Raw genomic sequence first — 18056 nt, forward strand, 5'->3', positions numbered from 1 at the left:
CGTGATCGACCTGAGATTTCTGCGCGATAACCCAGAGGTAGTCCGTGCGTCGCAGCGAGCACGGGGTGAAGATCCGGCCCTGGTGGACGCCTTGCTCGAAGCTGACGCCTCCCGACGCGCTGCGGTTGCCGCTGCCGACAATCTGCGCGCCGAGCAGAAGGCACGCGGCAAGCTGGTCGGCAAGGCGAGTCCGGAGGATCGGCCGGCTCTGCTCGCCGGTGCGCAGGAGCTGTCGGCGAAGGTCAAGGAGGCCGAGGCTGCTCAGCAGCAGGCCGATGCAGCTCTGGACGCCGCGCACCGTGCGATCTCGAACGTCGTGCAAGAGGGTGCGCCCGCGGGCGGCGAGGCCGACTTCGTCGTTCTCGAGACGGTCGGCGACGTACCGACCTTCGATTTCGAACCCAAGGACCACCTCGAGCTCAGCGAGTCGCTCAATCTGATCGACATGGAACGTGGCGCCAAGGTGTCCGGCGCGCGGTTCTACTTCCTCACCGGGTACGGCGCGATGTTGCAGCTCGGATTGCTGCAGCTCGCCGCGCAGCGAGCGACCGCCAACGGTTTCACGATGATGATTCCGCCGGTGCTGGTGCGACCGGAGATCATGGCCGGAACGGGCTTCCTCGGCGCGCACGCTGCCGAGGTCTATCACCTGCAGGACGACGACCTCTACCTCGTCGGAACGTCGGAAGTGCCGCTGGCTGGTTACCACTCCGGCGAGATCCTCGACCTCGCCGAGAAGCCGAAGCGCTACGCGGGCTGGTCGTCGTGCTTCCGTCGCGAGGCGGGCAGCTACGGCAAGGACACCCGCGGCATCATTCGGGTGCATCAGTTCGACAAGGTCGAGATGTTCACCTACTGCAAGCCCGAGGACGCCGACGCGGAGCATCAGCGTCTGCTCGGGTGGGAGCGCGACATGCTCGCCGCGATCGAGGTGCCCTACCGGGTGATCGACGTCGCCGCCGGTGATCTGGGATCGTCGGCGGCCCGCAAGTTCGACTGCGAGGCGTGGGTGCCGACCCAGCAGACCTACCGAGAGCTGACGTCGACGTCGAATTGCACGACGTTCCAGTCCCGTCGCCTCGGCGTCCGCTACCGCGACGAGAACGGAAAGCCGCAGGTCGCGGCGACGCTGAACGGCACCCTTGCCACCACACGCTGGATCGTCGCGATTCTGGAGAACCACCAGCAGGCCGATGGTTCGGTTCGCGTTCCTGCGGCGTTGGTGCCGTTCGTCGGAACGGACGTCTTGACAGCGCCCTGAAGCGACACTGCCCTGACGCGACACCACCCCGACGCTGGTCAGGTGTTGAAGTCGTACGCCGTCCCGTCGAGCCACTGCCCGAGCGATTCGATGCTGAGGTCCTCGCCTGCGGCTTCGAGCGCGTCGATGTGGTCGATGTAGGCGCGCATCGCCGTGCGCGCCGATTTCGACGAGACGGTCGAGAGGAAGGCCGAGCGTTCGGCGCGCAGCCCCTTCGCGAGCGAAGCGTCGCCGTTGACCGTCCGCTTGATCGCGGCGACGGCATCGTTGGACCGACGGGAGAGGCGATGAGCGGTGATGTTGGTGAACTCGACGAGATCGCCGGGTGCAACGACGTGATTGACGTAGCCGATGTCGAGGGCTTCCATCGGGCTCAGGGGCCTGCCTTCGAGCAGTAGCTCGAGCGCGCGTCCGTGTCCGATCGCCCGCGGCAGGCGTTGCGTTCCGCCGCCGCCGGGGATGATTCCGATGAGCACTTCTGGCTGACCGATCTGGAACGGGCCCTGGGCCATGATCCGGATATCGCAGGCGAGGGCGAGTTCGGAGCCACCGCCGAGCGCGCGACCGTTGATGGACGCGATCAGCACCTTGTCGATGCGCTGCATCAAGGCGCAGGTCTCGTGGAAATGCAGGAGGTCGGAAACAGCCGCGGCCGCAGTTTTGCTGAGCGCGTTTCTGGCACCGGGGATCTGCTCGATGACACCCTGCAGCCTCAATGTTCCGCTGGCGACAGCATGCGGTACCCCTTGGTCCATCGGGACGTCGGGCGCGACGGCAAGTTCACGAACGTCGAAGTGCGAGATGAAGATTCCGTCGAGATCGCTCGCGAGGACCACGGTGCCGATGCTGCGATCGCCGTTGATCTCGAGCAGAAGTTCGTGCAGTTCCTTCATGATCTCGCCGGTGAGAAAGTTGTACGGCGGGTTGCTGATCGTCGCCGTGAGGACCCTGCCGTCGCGCTCGGTGCGAATCTTGGACACGCTGCTCCTCGAGTAGGGCCATTTCGTACTGATCGGTAAGTCTATGGCGCTCCGCGCCTCGTGAGTCTTTTCGGCGGTTCCGCCCTCCGAAAGGACTCACAAGCCGCGGAGCGGCCTTATATCGTTTTGAGCATGTTGCGGGCACTTGTTTCTGCGGTCATTTCCGTCGTCACCGTCATCGTCATCGGATGCGCAGCGGTACTCCTTGCTCAACCTGCCGCGGCTGCACCCGATACCGGTTCGTCGGGTTCGGGCTCGGCAGGTCCGGGTCCCGAGACACCCGTGCCGAACGACGGCTATCGATTCACCCTCACGATCGATTCCCGCGAGACCGCGTTCGAACTCGAGAATCCGCGAAACCACCTGGTCACCGTGCTGCCCGGCTTCGTTCCTGGTACCTACCGAATCGACACGACGACGGTCCAGCAGGACAACGACTTTCGTCTGGCGAACAGGCTGGATCGGGCAATCGACGTAAAAGTCACGCGTAGGGGAGCTCTGCTGGAGAGCATCCGGGTCGAAGCCGATGCCGTCTGGTACTGGAAGGTGCCGCCGAACTAATGCCTTGACGGCTCGGTCGGTTCGTTGCCAGAGTGGACGCATGCGATTCTTCAGCGGCGACACTTGACCCAGTTCCAATAGCTCGCTTGCCGTTCGCGCGATCGCGTATTCCGGTGTCGGTGAACTGATCCCGTTGTACGCGCTCTACGCGCTGCTCTTCGCCGACCATGGTCTGGACACAGCGGAGATCTCGTCGCTGCTGTTCATCTGGTCGGTCACCGCGTTCGTTTTCGAGGTGCCGTCGGGTGCTTGGGCGGACACGGTCTCCCGTCGCGGGCTGCTCGTACTTGGCGCGCTGGTAACCGCGTCGGGGTTCGCAGTCTGGACCGTCTTTCCCTCGTATGCGGGCTTTGCGCTCGGCTTCGTACTGTGGGGCATAGGTGGCTCGTTGCAGTCGGGAACGTTCCAAGCCTTGCTGTACGACGAGTTGGCTGCACGATCGGCGACGCGTGAGTACGCGCGCATTATCGGGTTCGCGAACTCGGCCGCCGAGACGGGCGCATTGTTGGGAATCCTCTCTGCCGCACCGCTGTTCGCATGGGGCGGCTATGGATTGGTCGGCGCGTCGAGTGTCGCCGTCGCACTGTGCGCCGCACTGCTGGCAGCCTCGTTGCCGAGCGCGCCGAAGGCGGCATCCGTTGCCGCCGTCGCCGAAATCGACGACGACGGAGACGACTACGAAGACGACCCGGACGTTGCCGCCGACACCCCGACTAGTACCTACCTCACCATGCTGCGCAGTGGTGTCACGGAAGCGCTGCGGCACAAGACCGTTCGCCGTGGCGTCCTGCTGTCGTCGGTGCTGTTCGGATTCACGGCAATCGACGAGTACTTCGGCCTTCTTGCCGAAGACAATGGTGCCGCAACAGGTTTCATCCCGATTCTGGTGGGATTGACCGTAGCGGGTTCGCTCGTCGGCTCTGCGCTGGCTGGTCGAACGGCGTCGATGAAGGCGTCGACGATGGCTCGCGGTGTTGTCGTTGCCGGCATTGCGCTGGCAGGTGGTGCCCTGATCGGTGGACCCGGGATACTCGGCATAATCGGGTTCGCCGCAATCGGAGTTGGCTACGGCATCATCACCAACGCTGTGATCGTGAGCGAAGCCCGCCTGCAGGACGCGATCGAGGGACCCGCCCGCGCGACTGTGACGTCGGCATCGAGTTTGCTGGCAGAGGTTGTCAGTCTGGCTATCTTTGCCGCTGTCGCACTCGGTTCGGTGTGGCTGTCTACGCCGGTGTTGGTCGCACTACTCGGGATACCGGTGGTCCTGGCGGCAGCCCTTGTGCCGAAGTGGCTACCGCGCCAGTCACATGGCCCTACAGTGACCGGGTGATCGAACGGCATCGACGCGGCCCGCTGGTGATCGCGTCGGTTGCCGTTGTCGCGGGACTCGTTCTTGCCGGATTGTTGCTCCTCGCGCGGATGGTCGGCGATTCCGAAGAGGGGTCGCAGTACGTGATGTCCGGCGCGGCGTCGAGTACCACGAATCCCGCGGCCAGCACGGTCGCACCGAGTCCGTCGACCGTGCCTACGTCACTGCGCCCGAATTCGGTCGTCGGAATAGGGACCAATCCGCTCACCTCGCCCGTGTCGCTGCGCAAGCAGGCATGTGTTCTACCGCCGTGGGCCGAGGACGATCCCACGGTCCGCACGTTCCTCGACGTGGCGATGGGCTGCCTCAATTCCACGTGGCAACCGGTTCTGGCACGGTTGTCGATCCCGTTCACCGCGCCCGAGTTGAAGGTTTCGGCGTCAGTCGCGTCGTTGGGTTGCGGTCGCCCGCCCGAGGAGAACAGCTTCTACTGCGACGGAACGATCTATCTCGCCCCGTCGAGCTACCAGGGCACAAATGCGGGTCGGGATGCGATTCCGACGGCGGCGATCAGCATGCTCGCCCACGAATATGGCCATCACCTGCAGCAATTGAGCGGCACGTTGGGCGCGGCGACCGAGATGATCACGCTGATGGGCAGGGAGACGCCCGCCGGACTCGAGATTTCGCGCCGGACCGAACTGCAAGCGCAGTGCCTGTCGGGGATCTTCGTCGGAACCAACTTCGACATCGCAAGCATTCAGGTGGCCCAGCGCGACAACTACACACGTGGCGATGCGCCGGGCAGGCCTGCTGACCACGGATCGCCGAGGAACTTCGGTGAGTGGTTCACGAAGGGTGCGGGTCGGACGTCGCTGGATACCTGCAACACCTGGTCGGCCGCGTCGGAAACCGTAGGCTGACTTTTGCCGATTCGCCAAGATTCCGTGCGGCAGAACAGTAGCGTCGGTAACGATCGGCTGTTCGGTACATGTTGACAATGGAGGGGTCCAGTCTTGAAACGCCTGATTATTGCTGCCGTTAGTTGCGCTGCCCTGTTGCTCGTCGGTGCTTGTGGATCCGATGACGGTGATCCGAAGCCGTCCGATACGTCCAGCACGACGAAGTCGGCAACGACGACACCAAGCGCGACCAGTACGAGTGCGACGACGCCGGCGGTCGTACCGCCACCAGCAGCGCCCGTCGAACCAGGAAACCCGAGGCCTGCACCGCTGAATCCTGCTCCGGCGCCGCTCAATCCGGCTCCTGCTCCCTTGACGCCTGCGCCGGCACCGCTGACACCGGCGCCCGCGCCGCTGACGCCGGCACCGACGACGACACTGGCTCCGGTCGTACCGACAACAACGGCACCCGCCGTCATCACGACAACGCCAGTCGTGCCAGAGGACCCCGAGGGCGGCTAACCACTCGTCGGCCCTGTCGGGCGAGTTCACTGCGGATGGCACTATTGGCCAAGTGAATTCGCAACGCTTCGGTGTTGTCGTCGCGATTCTGGTCGGTGTATCGATCGCCGGTCAGTCGCGACTCAACGGCGCTCTCGGGGCACGTTTGGACGATGGCGTCGCAGCCGCGGTGATCAGCTTCGGCAGTGGGTTCGTGTTGTTGTGCATCGGTTTGGCTTTCAGCAGACGAATGCAGAACCGGCTCGCCGAGGTGCGCACTGCGCTGCGGACGAAAACCCTTGCGCCATGGCAGTGCATCGGCGGCGTGTGCGGTGCTTTTTACGTTGCGTGCCAGGGGATTACGATCTCGACGATCGGTGTCGCCGTGTTCACCGTCGCCGTTGTCGGTGGCCAGTTGCTGAGCAGTCTGTTGGTCGATCGTGCGGGACTCGGACCTGCCGAATCGAGCCCGCTCACCGGCAACCGTGTGCTGGGTGCCGCGTTGGCTTTGGTCGCGGTCGCCGTTGCAAGTTCAGGTCGGATCGACGCCGACGCAAGCGCGTTGCTGTTCGCTGTCCTTCCTGCGATCGCGGGTATCGGTCTCGCCTGGCAGCAGGCAGTGAACGGTCGCGTCGCCGCTGTCGGCGGTCCGATGGTTGCGACGTGGATCAATTTCGCAACGGGCACGACAGCGCTGGTGATCGTCGCGGCGATCGGGCTGACGGTCCGGGGCTGGCCGTCGACGCCGCCGACAGACTGGTGGCTCTATGTCGGCGGAACGCTCGGCATCGCGCACATCGCTGCCGCGGCGGTGCTGGTGCGAACGCTCGGCGTGCTGCTGCTCGGCCTCAGCGTCATCGCCGGTCAACTTCTCGGCGCATTGTTACTCGACGCGATCGTCCCTGCGAGCGGGGCGACCCTGACCGTGACGGTGGTGGTCGGCGGTGTGCTGACGCTCGTCGCCGTGTGGATTGCGGCAGGCAGAAGCAAAACGTAGGCCCGAGTCGTCACGGCCCGGCCTTCCATTGGACTACTCTGCTGTCGGTGGAGGAGTTCGAGGCGCAGATCAAGTCGACAGAGTCCGGCGGCGGCGGAGCCTACGTGGCAGTTCCGGCGGCCGTGGTCGATGCACTCGGTGGAGGCGGACGAATTCCGGTCGAAGCGACGTTCGACGGCATTCCGTACAAAGGTTCGGTCGTCGACATGGGTGCCGGCCCGTGCCTCGGCATTCTCAAGTCGATACGCAACGAACTCAGCAAACATCCAGGCGATTCGGTGCTCGTCACCGTCGAGCGGGACAACGCCGAACGGACGGTCGACGTCCCCGACGATCTCGCAGCAGCGCTCGCCGAAGCTGGTGTGCGGGAGGCGTTCGACAAGCTTGCCTTCTCGCTTCGCCGCGAGCACGTGACCGCGATAACCGACGCCAAACGGCCGGAGACACGGTCACGCCGCGTCGCGAACACCGTGCACGCGGTGCTCAACCGGGCCTGACCGATCCGCCTGACTACGCTTCGAGCTTCCGCGAACGCAGTTCGTGGCCCTTCGACGTCAAACACCGGCCGCTCGGCAGATCCCACTGCCAGCCGTGCAGATTGCAGGTCAGCTTTTCGCCTTCGATGACGCCGAACTTGGATAGGTCCGCTTTCAAGTGCGGGCACCGCCGCTGGATTTCCCAACCTGCAAGCTCGGTGGACGCAGAGTCGTCGTGAGACTCCGCAAACCAACCGTCTGCGTAGGCCATGCGCTCGTCTGTGAGGCATTTGAAGAAGGTGTAGAGGAATTCGTTGTAGCCACCGATGCGCCAGGCGGTGAAACGCGTCGACAGGAAGATGCTGTTGACCCAGTCGGGCTCGTTGTCGCGCAGGACCGTGCGGACGAGTTCGGGCGCGATGCGGAAACCGAACCGATACTTGCCGTCGTTCTCACCAGGTGCCCGGACGGTACGCGCCGGGAAGTCGAGGACAACCGTCTCGTCACCCAGCACGAGTCCGACGGGATAGCCGATGCCGTCGCAGATCTGATCGGTCAGGGCCATCAGAGGCTCGAACAGGTCCCGCAGCGGTCCGAGTAGCGGCTCACCCTCGGCCGAAGCCCACGACGCCTTCTCGGCCGCGAGGACCGGCGCCATCCGCTGAGCCATCTCTTCGATGTAGTCCGCTTTGTTGTCGAAGATCGCCATCGGGTCCTCGACCGGATGCGTCAGCGTCAGGTCGGCGCCGTGCAGGTCCGCGGTCGAGCCGGGAATCATCAAGACACCCTTGTCTTTGCCGTGGATCCGCATCTGCTCGAGAAAAACAATCTGATCAGGGAAGATGTTGCCTTCGTCCGCCTGATCGTCGTTGAGGTACCGCAACTCCGGATCGAGGAACACCGGCGGGCCTGCAGACGGGACGACCCATGTCGCATCGACCTGCTCGATGTAGCTGCGACAGCGATCCATACCGCGCTGGCGCTTCTGCTTGCCGAAGTTCGCCTTGGTGCGCTTGGGAATGTCGTAGACCATCGGGTACCAGATCGCGCCCGAGTACTGCAGCAGGTGGATGTCGATCTTCCCGAACTGATCGTGCAGCACATCCATGTCGACCGGCCGCGCGTCGTTCATGTTGAAACACGTCGTCTCGCCGTCGGACACGACGAGACCGGAATCACCGATCGGTCCGTCGGCGGGTGCGCGCAGGGCGATGATCATCACGTCGAGCCCGTCGACGTGATGCTTCACCGAATCTTCGGTCTCGAAGAACTTCGTGAAGCCGAGCGCTTCGAGTTCGCGCTTGAGGTCCGGCACCGGGTAATCGGGCAGCAGAACCGTTGCGTCCTTGTTGACGTGCTTTGTCAGGGTCGCCGGGTCGAAGTGGTCTTTGTGCAGGTGGGAGACGTAAAGGTAGTCGCAGTTGCCGAGTGCGTCCCAGTCGAGCTGGGAGTTGTCCGGGAAGGGAAACCACGACGCGAAGTACGCGGGATTGACCCACGGATCGCACAGAATCGACCCCGCCTTGGTCTGAATGTGGAACCCGGCGTGTCCGACGCTCGTGACCTGCACTTGTATGCCTCCTGGTGACCGACTGCAGCTATCCAGAGTAGGGCCTACGGGCTGACGTCGCCGATGCAGTAGCCGTTCGCGCCGACATCGAGGGTGAAAATTTCGGTTGTGGTGACGCCGGCCGCGTTGGTCACCGGCACCGAAACCCGCACATAGGAGTTGCCGAGTTGCTCGGAGGTGATCTCACTGTCCTGGAACGCCGTGATGCCGGTGAGGCGCCCCGGGTTGTTGGCCAGCGGGGGAGCCGTCGCTGTGCCGGTGCCGTCCGGGTCCCACGTCTGTAGCGCGCCATCGCAGACGAGTCGATAGTCACCCTCGACGTCGGCCGGGTTGACGGGCTTTCCGATGAAACGCGACAGGTAGCGCCGAACGGTGTGCCGTGCTTCGCGAGGATCGAGGTCGGCGGAACTGCCGGTCGGGCGTACCGACGGGCAGGCATAGCCGGACACGATCTCGCTGCGCTTCACGCTGACCGTCCGTTGCGGACCCGTCCAGGTGACTGCGAACTGGCCATCTACGCCGGGCTGTGCGATGGCAGCGAGGATGGCGTCGGTGTCGGTGTACATCTCTGCGACGCCCTGCGGCGAGATCGTCCAGCACGTCTTCGTCAGCAGGTCGATGTCACCGTCGACGAGGTCGGTCGCCCATGGTCGCAGCGCTTCGGCTGCTTGCGGATTGGTCGGGACTTCGCCGACAGGGACCGTCGCGACAGTGGTAGCCGAGGTCGGCGTCCCGGTCGTCGGGGCCGTCGAGGCCGCGGCGGATGGTCGCGCAGTCGACGCTGTGGACGGACTCGACGCGGTGTCCACGCCACTACGGCTGTCGCAGCCACTCACCAGCAGGATTGCCGACACTCCCACCGCACAGGTGAATACCGCTGTCCGCTGTCGGTTCACGAATCGAACCTTTCGTCGTCGTTCCGCCGCGCGTGTGCGTTCGATCGGTGTGTGTGATCGGTTGGTCACCGACTACGCTAGCCGACTGTGGAACCCCTCTATCAGACCATCGTCGGTATCGCGCGCGCCGTCTTCGCGCTGGAGGGCCTGAAGTTCACGGTCCACGGTGCAGAGAATGTCCCGGCTACCGGTGGTGCCGTCGTCGCGGTCAATCACACCGGCTACCTCGATTTCACCTATGCGGGCCTGCCCGCGCGGACGCCGAGACGTTTGATCCGCTTCATGGCGAAAAAGGAGGTCTTCGACAACAAGATCTCCGGGCCGATCATGCGCAACCTCAAGCACATCGAGGTCGACCGCACTGCTGGCGCTGAGTCGTACCGTCAAGCTGTCGACGCGTTGCGCCGCGGCGAACTGGTCGGCGTCTATCCGGAAGCGACGATCAGCCGAAGCTTCGAGATCAAGGAATTCAAGTCCGGTGCAGCGCGTATGGCGATCGAGGCGAATGTGCCGATCGTCCCGATCGTGATCTGGGGTGCACAGCGCGTCTGGACGAAGGGTCACCCTAAACGGTTGGGCCGCACCAACACTCCTATCTCGATCGCGGTCGGCGAGCCGATCCAGCCGTACGAACCGGCTGCTGATCTGACGGCAGAACTGCGGTCCACGATGCAGGGACTGCTACTCGAACTGCAGAAGGACTACGACCATCCGGCAGGCGCATATTGGGTGCCCGCTCGGCTCGGCGGAAGTGCGCCGACACTCGAGGAAGCCACCGCACTCGACAATGCAGAAGCAGAAGCGAGGATGGCGGCCCGACGCGCGAAGTCTGCCGAGTAGGCCGTGCTAGTCGATGGCCCGCGAGTTGGTCTACGACGCGCTGAACATCGTGGGGCGGTCGATGCTGAAGCTGCAGGGTGTGCGGCTGCGCATCAACGGTCAGGACAACATTCCTGCCGTCGGTGGTGCCGTGCTCGCCGTGAATCACACGGCCTATCTCGACTTCATCGAGATCGGGCTCGTCGGCCGCAACCGTGGCCGCAACGTCCGCTACATGATGAAGGCTGAGCTGCAGAACAATCGGTTCGTCGCATTTCTGATGAAGCACTGCAAGGCAATTCCGGTCGATCGAGCTGCGGGTGCCGAAGCCTACGAGCACGCCGTGACGGCATTGCGCGACGGCGAACTGGTCGTCGTCTATCCGGAGGCGACCATCAGTCGCAGCTTCGAACTGAAGGACTTCAAATCCGGCGCGGCGCGGATGGCCCTGGAATCGAACAAGCCGATTGTTCCGATCGCGATCTGGGGTGCGCACCGGATCTGGACCAAAGGGTTCCCCAAAAAGCTTGGCCGACACAACTTTCCGATTCATATCGAGATCGGTGAGCCGATAGCGCCGCGCGAAGAGATCGACGCACTGACCGGAGAGTTGCGTGCGGCGATGAAAGACTTGCTCGACAAGGCTCAGGCTGGCTACCCAGCGCCGGCGGGGGAGCCGTGGGTGCCCGCGCGTCTCGGAGGTGGGGCTCCCGATCTCGGTGCGGCCGCCGAATTGGAAGAGGCGGAGCTTGCCGAACGACGCGCAAAGGCTGAGCGGCGGGATAAGTGAACTGCGCAACGCATAGCCGCACTTCGCAACGCCCCCAGCAGGTTCGAGGCGTTGCGAAGTGCGAACCAGCATTGCGTAGTCGACCCGAACTACCGCGCGGCGTGCAGGTTCTTGGCCGTCGGCGAGGTCTGCACATCTTCGGCGTGCGGGAAGGTTCCGAGCACACGATCGGCTGTACCTGAGGTCGTGACCGTGAACCAGAAGTGCTCGTTCTTGTAGTGATGCAGCCGATGGTCGCGCCAGATCGCCTTGTAGACGCGGGATTTCGGCTTGTAGTCGCTGTGGATGAGGTAGTGGCTCCACTCGTAGACAATGCCGAGCATCGCGATGAACACAAGGTAGGTCAGCCCGAGTCCGAGGCGCGGGAAGGCGAGCAACGCGATCGCGAGCGTCGCAGGCAGCACCCAGAGCAACGCCTGCCACGGGATGAAGATGAGCGGTACATCGCGCGGATCGGTGTGGTGTTCACGGTGTTTGCGGGCTAGCAGCGGATCGATCGTCAGCCCGGCGACCTTACGGGGACGCCAATGCAGGATCAGCACGTGGATGATCCACTCGAAAAACGGGAACAGTGCCAGCATCATGACCGGAACGATCGCGTCGGTGATCTGCCAGTCGCCGACGATGATGCGCGCGACTATCGCCACTGCGAGGGTGGCCGAGATCATCCATGGCGATGGGTGTTTCCAAAATTCGCGTCCCGCGTCAGCAAGCGTGAAGTTCTTGCGAATGCGGCGGGGTGTCGAAGTGCTCATCGTTGAACCTCCAGGGTTTTCAGTACCGAAATCAGGGCTGTTGTAGCGGGTTCGAGCAGGGCGTATGCGGCTTTGGATGCAGCCTCGGGGTCGCTGGCGACGATTGCTGCGGCGATTTCGCGGTAGGCATCCGGATTGCCGACCTCGGCTGTCATGACGGCAGCCAGAGCGGGCAGGGCGGGTTCGTAGGCCGCACGCAGCGTGTTGTACATCAGGCGGAAGGCGATGGAGTCGGCACCGTCGACGACGTGATCCCAGAAGGTCAGTGCGTGGCGCTGCTTCTCGATCGGGTCGTCGTTTGCGACGAGTTCGGCGATCGCGTCGTCCAGAAGAACGGCGAGCTCGGGTCCGCTGCGTTCTGCCGCAAGCTCGGCAATCTTCGGTCCGTTGTGGAGCCGCGTCTCGAGGATGCTGCGAGCGACGGAGACATCGAGTTCGCCTGCGCGCAGCAGCAATCGGGGGAGCAGGTCGAGGCCTGCGGTCTTGCGATAGTCGCGCACGGTCGTCGAATCGCCCTGTCGGACTTCGACGAGCCCGGCAGCAGCGACGCGTTTGAGTGCCTCGCGGACCGCGGGTCGGGATACCCCGAGCACTTCGGCGAGCCGTCGTTCGCTCGGCAATGATTCGCCAGGGCTGAGTTCGCCACTGATCACGTCCGCGAGGATTTGTTCGAAAACGTCCTCGGGTACGGATCGGCGTTCGACGGGTTGCAGGGCCATGGATCTAGAGTGACTGGTCATAGGCCAGACGTCAAGTGGTCAGACCAGTCGAGTACGTAAGCTTGTTGCCATGGGGGAGCAGCGAGACCGAATGGTGAGCGGGAAGCTTTACCAAGACAGTGATGACGAGCTGGTCGCCGCGCGCAAGCAGTGCCAACGCCTGCTGGACAGGTTCAATGCGACATCAGCAGACGACGACGCCCTGCGATCGGAACTGCTGACCGAGCTGCTCGGCTCGTTCGGAACCGGCTCGTGGATCATGCCGCGATTCCAGTGCGACTACGGGTCGCTGATCAGCATCGGGACCAACAGCTTCCTGAACTACGACGCGATTCTGCTGGATTGCGCACCGATTTCGATCGGCGACGACGTGTCGATCGGTCCGCGTGTGCAGCTGCTGACTGCGCTGCATCCCGTCGACGATCACGAAGCCCGGCGCCAGCGTTGGGAATCCGCAGCGCCCATTTCGATCGGAAACAACGTGTGGTTGGGCGGCGGCGTGATCGTCTGCCCAGGGGTGACCATCGGCGACAACGCCGTCGTCGGCGCAGGCAGTGTTGTCACCCGCGACGTGCCGAGCCGAATGCTCGCGGTGGGAAATCCGTGTCGAGTGATTCGAGCGTTGCCCTAGCTCTCTCGAGCCGAGATTTCTTGCAACGCCTTGACGACGGCTTCGGCCGTGCCCCGTGCACTGCCCGGATTCTGGCCCGTGACCAGCAGACCGTCCGATACGACGTGCGGCTCGAACGGTTCGTCTGCCTTGCTGTAGTTCCCGCCTAGCGCTGAGAGTTCGTCCTCCAGATTGAACGGGACAACGTCGGCTCGCTGAGCACCTTCCTCTTCGGCCCACGAGAACCCGGTGACGTTCTTCCCGTCCAGCAGGCTGTCGCCCGCGCTGAGCGAGACATTCAACAGACCGGCCGGACCGTGGCAGACCGCCGAAACGACCTTCTCGGCCTTGTAGAACTTCGCGGTCAGCGCGCCCAATTCGTCGCTGCGGAAGTCCCACATGACGCCGTGCCCGCCGGTGAAGTAGATCGCGTCGTAGTCGTCCGGGTCCAGATCGGTCGCTTTCCGCGTGTCGACGAGCAGATCCATGAACTCCCGATCTCGATACCGCTTGTCTGTGTCGAGGTCAGCGAGCACGTCGTGCGCGAGGCTCTCCGGATCGATCGGAACGAATCCGCCTGCCGGGCTTGCGATGTCGACCTTGTAACCGTTCTCGACGACGTAGTCGTAGAAATGCGTCAGCTCACCGAGCCACAGTCCGGTCCGGTAGCCGACCTTCTCGTACTCGCCGACGTTGGTCACGATGATCAGGATCTTGTTTGTTGCCATACCGACGGCCTACCCGTTCGGGCTCCCGCCGAACCGGCCGGGGCGCTCCGCGCCTCGTGAGCACTTTCGGCGGGCCGGACCACCGAAAGGACTCACGATCGGCGGAGCCGCCCGACCCGATCAGCGAGAACAGGCAGGCTGACCGTCGCTGCCCCGAGAACGGTGTCGTGAAATTCCTTGATGTCGAACTGATCGCCCAGCCGAGCCTCTGCGTCGGCTCGTAGTCGAAGGATCTCCCGCTGCCCGACCTTGTAGGCGAGCGCTTGTCCCGGCATGCCGATGTAGCGGTCGATCTCGGTGACGATCTCGTCGTAGCCGACCGGCGCGTGTTCGACCATGAAGTCGATCGCCTGCTGCCGGGTCCACCCCATCGCATGCAGACCGGTGTCGACGACCAGTCGGCACGCCCGCCACGAATCGCTCGCGAGCATGCCGAGGCGATCGAGGTCGTTGCGGTACAGACCCATTTCCTCGGCCAACCGCTCGGTGTACAGAGCCCATCCTTCGACGTAGGCGGTGTGCCCCCACGACAGTCGGCGGAAGGCCGGCAGGTCGTCGCGTTCGGCGGCGATGGCGAGCTGCAGATGATGGCCGGGGATTGCTTCGTGAAATGCAATCGAGGCCGTCTCGGCGAGGCCTTTGGTGGTGGGTTCGTGCAGGTTGACGTGATATTCGCCGGGACGGCTGCCGTCGGGAGCGGGTGGGGTGTAGTAAGCGGCAGGGGCGTCCGCGGCCAGGTAGTCGGGGATCGGCCGTAGTACGCATGGCGCCTTCGGGACGATGCCGAACCAGTCACCCATCGCCGCCTCCGCGGCTTCGAGGCAGCTTGTCGCATTGGCGAGAATTTCGTCGCGGTCGCGATAGCGGAGGTCCTCGTCGTCGAGGAGATGACGGAAGATCTCGGCGAGGTCGTCGGTGCCGAACTGTCGCTTGCCCAGTTCGCGATACTGCGCGGGCAGGATGTCGAAGACCTCACGGCGACCGATCTCGTGCAGGTCTTCAGCGGTCAACTCGAGCCCGGTATGCAGCGCGATCAGTGCTCGATAGATGCCAGGACCGTCGGCCAACCACTGCAGGCCGGCCTGCTCGTCCGGCCGAGCCGCGGGCAGCAGCTCGTCCGCCAGCACCGCGCGGTAGCGAACGAATGCCGGCCGCAGGTGCTGCTCGACAGCAACCTTCAGGTCTGCACGCCATTCAGGTTCGCCGTCCCAGTCGGCCGGTCCGCTCATGTTGACGAACGGGTCGTCGTCGATGGGTGAGGCGAGGTAGCCGTCGATCTGATTCAGCGAACGGTCGACGTTGATCCGCGCGGGCGTCCTGCCTGCGGCAAGCCCGGCGACAAAGCGTTGGCCTGCCTGATCGAGCATGGCGCCGAGCCGTCCGACGCGAGTGACCGCGAGCGCGGCGTGTGCGGGTTCGGCAGCCTGCAACTGTCCGGCAGTGATCAACAGGTCGGCGTGTACGCCCTGCATCTGGTCGGAGCGCAGTTCGATCAGTCGTTCGTCGATCGCGATGATGTTGTCGCGAAGTTCGCCGAGCAGCAGGCTGCGGGTGACCAGATCGGTCTCGTCCAATTCGGTCGGATCGATCGCCTCGACGGCGGTGATCAGCTTCGTCCACGCCTCGCGCTGCTTGGCGTCGCCTTCGACGGATAGGTCGTCGACCTGATCGTCGTAGCGGTGATCGCCGACGAACGTCGCGAACAGCGGACGGAACTTCAGCAGCTCTTCCCAGTACTCGTCGGCCAATGAGCGGAGTGTCATTTACCCATCATGGCGCTCCGCGCCTCGTGAGTCCTTTTGGAGGGTGGGCGCGCCGAAAAGACGCACGAGCGGCGGAGCCGCCTAGCTCGGATCCGAGCCGCGAATTGCGCTGGCCCAGACGGCAACTGCCGCGCCGACGCAGGTTGCGCCCACGAAGGCCGGTATCCCGCCGCCGACCAGATAAACCCAGAACAAGCCAACGAACGGACCGACGACGGCCGACTGGGCGTCGAGGAGTAGTCGGCGAAGCGGGCGTGCTGCAACCGCTCCGCGCTCAGCGGCGTCGGCGTCCGGCGCGAGTGGATTGTCGAGCAGGCGACCCGGCGGCTCGGCCGAAAGCGCGCGGCCGCTCACTATGAAGACGTGCCCGTTCCAGCTGACCGTCGAGGTCCCGACCTCGGCCGTCACCGGTGACGGCAACGTCACCAGCGCGGGGTCGAAAAAGACTGGCAGCCAGGTCTTTCCGTCGACTTCCAGCCACGAGCGCGAGGTCAGGCGATGCTGCTGGCGGACCCGCCGGACCGATGCCGACGTGCCGGGAGGCATCCGCCGTGCCGATCGAACCCAGACGCGCAATGTCCAGCCGGCGACCCCGACCACGACGATGGCGAGCGCACTCAGCTGATCGAGGGCGTCGTCGGCAGGAAGCGCGACGATACAAGCGATCGCAAAGGCGATACAGACATCGATGGTCAGTGCCGAGACCACCAATGGATATCGCAGTGCGGCTGGCACATTGATCTTTATTTCACGAATCCGATCTTCGTGTAGTCGATCGACGCGAGTCCGAAGGCGCCGTAGTTCGCGAGCGTATCGCGGACGGCGACGTTGCCTGCCGACTGGTAGAACGGCATCGAGAAACCCTCTGCAAAGATGAGTTTGTCGATCTCGTTCGCCATCTCGATCGCCTTCTGCGGATCGAGTTCGGAGATCGTCTTGTCGATGAGATCGTTGATTTCCTTGGACCCGATGCGTCCCTTGTTTCCCTTCATATCGTTCGGGTCGAAATAGTAGATCTGCTGTAATGCACCGAGCGGGAGGGCGCTCGCCGACCAGCTGAACTGAGCGACGTCGAAGTTGCCGGGATCGATGACGTCGGTGAACAAGCCCTGTGCAGGCTGTGTGTCGATGATGAGCTTCACACCGATCGCGGCGAGATTCTGTTGCATGATCTGCGCGACCTGCACCCAGGAGTCCTGCTGCAGCATCACATCGCGGATCTCGAGCTTCTTGCCGTCCTTTTCCCGAACATCCCCGACGAGCTTCCAGCCGAGGTCGTCGAGCTGTTTCGCGGCTTCGGTCGGGTCGTAGGCGATGATGCCCGCGTTGTCCTGGTAGCCGACCTGGCCGTTCATAAAAATATGACTGTTCAGCGGCTTCGGATTTTCGACGACCCCGTTCTGCAGCGCGGTGGCGATGCCCTGGCGGTCGATGCCCTTCATGATCGCGACGCGAAGTTTCGGATCGGCGACGATCGAGCCGGGTGCTCCGTTGAACGTCAGGTGCGAGAACCGGGGTGCGGCCGAGCGTCGAACCGCGATCCCCGGTGCACTGCGAACCGTTTTGATGTCGTCGCGGGACAGGGTGTCGACAACGTCGAGTTCGTCGTTCTGCAATGCCTGGACCCACGCGGAAATGTCCAGAGCGCTGAAGGCGATGGTGTCGAGCTTCGGCTTGTCGCCCCACCAATTCGGATTGCGGCCGAGCACAACTCGCTTCTGCCCGACATCGAGTGACTGAATTTGAAACGGCCCGGCCGTGATCGGCAGATTGTCACGGACGCTGTTGTTGAAACTGTCCGGAGTCGCCATCACCTCTTTGGGGTAGAGGATGCCGTACTGGCCTTTCCACTCCGCGTAGTGCTGGTTGAACGTGACGACGGCCTGCCGATCGTCGACGCCACGTTCGACCTTCTCAACTCGATCGAAACCGACGCTCGCAGTGATGAGGAAACCTTGATCGCGACCGTTCAACGCGTTGAACTGCGCCGCTAAGTCGGTCCAGTCGATCGGTCGGCCGTTGGTCCAGGTCGCCTTCGGATTGATCGTGTACGTGACCTGCTGCGGTTCGGTACTGGTGAGTTCGATACTCGTGAAGTAGTCCGGATCGACCGTCAGTTCGCCCTTGTCGTCGACCCGGTACGACTGCGGCATCATCGGCGTGACGACCTCCGAAACCTCGCCGTCGGAGTCGATGTTCCACGTGTTGAACGTCGAGGGATACGTCGTGTTCGCCAGCCGCAGATTGCCGCCATCGCGAAGTTCGTCGGGGCTCTTCGGGTTGATGTCGCTGGATGCTCCAACAGCGTTCGACCCGGCCTGACCGAGGTCGTCGTCGCCGCCACTGCAACCGGATACGACAAGCCCGAATACGACGAGCGGAACAGCGACCTTGTACAACCTCATGAACTGCGCCT

At 63.8% G+C, this 18056-nt stretch carries 19 protein-coding genes; 10 read left to right on the plus strand and 9 right to left on the minus strand.

Annotated elements, in window-relative coordinates:
- The first annotated feature begins 1 nt into the window (after window position 1).
- Window positions 2-1261 (plus strand): serine--tRNA ligase, encoded by a 1260-nt coding sequence (serS, locus tag ACHIRB_RS21385; protein WP_199704662.1) that lies wholly within the window; start codon window positions 2-4, stop codon window positions 1259-1261.
- A 38-nt stretch (window positions 1262-1299) separates the two neighbouring features.
- Here serS and ACHIRB_RS21390 read toward each other — a convergent pair whose 3' ends face one another.
- Window positions 1300-2241, minus strand: a complete 942-nt coding sequence (locus ACHIRB_RS21390; protein WP_395117260.1) for an enoyl-CoA hydratase/isomerase family protein — start codon at window positions 2239-2241, stop codon at window positions 1300-1302.
- A gap of 132 nt (window positions 2242-2373) precedes the next feature.
- Between ACHIRB_RS21390 and ACHIRB_RS21395 the strand changes: the two genes are divergently transcribed.
- From ACHIRB_RS21395 to ACHIRB_RS21420, 6 genes are all read left to right on the plus strand, one after another.
- The gene (locus tag ACHIRB_RS21395) at window positions 2374-2802 is read left to right on the plus strand and encodes a hypothetical protein (RefSeq protein WP_395124951.1); all 429 of its coding nucleotides are present in this window, start codon (window positions 2374-2376) and stop codon (window positions 2800-2802) included.
- A 133-nt stretch (window positions 2803-2935) separates the two neighbouring features.
- Complete coding sequence (locus ACHIRB_RS21400) at window positions 2936-4135, plus strand: MFS transporter (protein WP_395124950.1); 1200 nt, start codon at window positions 2936-2938, stop codon at window positions 4133-4135.
- The gene (locus tag ACHIRB_RS21405) at window positions 4132-5037 is read left to right on the plus strand and encodes a neutral zinc metallopeptidase (protein ID WP_395117253.1); all 906 of its coding nucleotides are present in this window, start codon (window positions 4132-4134) and stop codon (window positions 5035-5037) included. The genes ACHIRB_RS21400 and ACHIRB_RS21405 overlap by 4 nt, the downstream gene beginning before the upstream one ends.
- A gap of 93 nt (window positions 5038-5130) precedes the next feature.
- Window positions 5131-5538: a hypothetical protein gene (locus ACHIRB_RS21410; RefSeq protein WP_395124949.1), complete on the plus strand. Its 408-nt coding sequence runs from the start codon at window positions 5131-5133 to the stop codon at window positions 5536-5538.
- Window positions 5539-5590: 52 nt separating this feature from the next.
- A complete protein-coding gene (locus tag ACHIRB_RS21415) occupies window positions 5591-6514 on the plus strand; it encodes a DMT family transporter (protein WP_395114085.1) in 924 nt (307 codons plus the stop codon).
- Window positions 6515-6561: 47 nt separating this feature from the next.
- Window positions 6562-7011, plus strand: a complete 450-nt coding sequence (locus ACHIRB_RS21420) for a YdeI/OmpD-associated family protein (protein WP_199704668.1) — start codon at window positions 6562-6564, stop codon at window positions 7009-7011.
- 13 nt (window positions 7012-7024) lie between these two features.
- Here the strand turns inward: ACHIRB_RS21420 and ACHIRB_RS21425 are convergent, their stop codons facing one another.
- Together ACHIRB_RS21425 and ACHIRB_RS21430 are read right to left on the minus strand one after the other, a co-directional pair.
- The gene (locus ACHIRB_RS21425) at window positions 7025-8560 is read right to left on the minus strand and encodes a Rieske 2Fe-2S domain-containing protein (RefSeq protein ID WP_395124948.1); all 1536 of its coding nucleotides are present in this window, start codon (window positions 8558-8560) and stop codon (window positions 7025-7027) included.
- A 44-nt stretch (window positions 8561-8604) separates the two neighbouring features.
- Entirely contained in the window at window positions 8605-9456 is an 852-nt protein-coding gene (locus ACHIRB_RS21430; protein WP_395124947.1) for a hypothetical protein, read from the minus strand.
- A gap of 87 nt (window positions 9457-9543) precedes the next feature.
- Between ACHIRB_RS21430 and ACHIRB_RS21435 the strand changes: the two genes are divergently transcribed.
- On the plus strand, window positions 9544-10296 hold the full coding sequence (locus ACHIRB_RS21435; protein ID WP_395124946.1) for a lysophospholipid acyltransferase family protein: 753 nt from the start codon (window positions 9544-9546) through the stop codon (window positions 10294-10296).
- Between the two features lie 13 nt (window positions 10297-10309).
- A complete protein-coding gene (locus ACHIRB_RS21440) occupies window positions 10310-11065 on the plus strand; it encodes a lysophospholipid acyltransferase family protein (RefSeq protein WP_395124945.1) in 756 nt (251 codons plus the stop codon).
- An 89-nt stretch (window positions 11066-11154) separates the two neighbouring features.
- Here ACHIRB_RS21440 and ACHIRB_RS21445 read toward each other — a convergent pair whose 3' ends face one another.
- Window positions 11155-11820, minus strand: coding sequence for a sterol desaturase family protein (locus ACHIRB_RS21445; RefSeq protein ID WP_395124944.1), 666 nt, complete (start codon window positions 11818-11820; stop codon window positions 11155-11157).
- A complete protein-coding gene (locus ACHIRB_RS21450) occupies window positions 11817-12539 on the minus strand; it encodes a FadR/GntR family transcriptional regulator (protein ID WP_199704673.1) in 723 nt (240 codons plus the stop codon). The genes ACHIRB_RS21445 and ACHIRB_RS21450 overlap by 4 nt, the downstream gene beginning before the upstream one ends.
- A gap of 70 nt (window positions 12540-12609) precedes the next feature.
- Here ACHIRB_RS21450 and ACHIRB_RS21455 point away from each other — a divergent pair, with 70 nt between their 5' ends.
- Entirely contained in the window at window positions 12610-13170 is a 561-nt protein-coding gene (locus ACHIRB_RS21455) for a sugar O-acetyltransferase (protein WP_395114079.1), read from the plus strand.
- Here the strand turns inward: ACHIRB_RS21455 and ACHIRB_RS21460 are convergent.
- The 4 genes from ACHIRB_RS21460 to ACHIRB_RS21475 form a co-directional block, all read right to left on the minus strand.
- Complete coding sequence (locus ACHIRB_RS21460) at window positions 13167-13877, minus strand: type 1 glutamine amidotransferase domain-containing protein (RefSeq protein WP_395114078.1); 711 nt, start codon at window positions 13875-13877, stop codon at window positions 13167-13169. The genes ACHIRB_RS21455 and ACHIRB_RS21460 overlap by 4 nt on opposite strands.
- Before the next feature lie 92 nt (window positions 13878-13969).
- A complete protein-coding gene (locus ACHIRB_RS21465; protein ID WP_395124943.1) occupies window positions 13970-15640 on the minus strand; it encodes a DUF885 domain-containing protein in 1671 nt (556 codons plus the stop codon).
- A gap of 81 nt (window positions 15641-15721) precedes the next feature.
- On the minus strand, window positions 15722-16306 hold the full coding sequence (locus ACHIRB_RS21470) for a hypothetical protein (RefSeq protein WP_395114093.1): 585 nt from the start codon (window positions 16304-16306) through the stop codon (window positions 15722-15724).
- 77 nt (window positions 16307-16383) lie between these two features.
- Window positions 16384-18045, minus strand: a complete 1662-nt coding sequence (locus ACHIRB_RS21475) for an ABC transporter family substrate-binding protein (protein WP_395124942.1) — start codon at window positions 18043-18045, stop codon at window positions 16384-16386.
- Between the last annotated feature and the right edge of the window lie 11 nt (window positions 18046-18056).

The organism is Antrihabitans spumae (assembly GCF_043944905.1).
GTDB lineage: Bacteria > Actinomycetota > Actinomycetes > Mycobacteriales > Mycobacteriaceae > Antrihabitans > Antrihabitans spumae.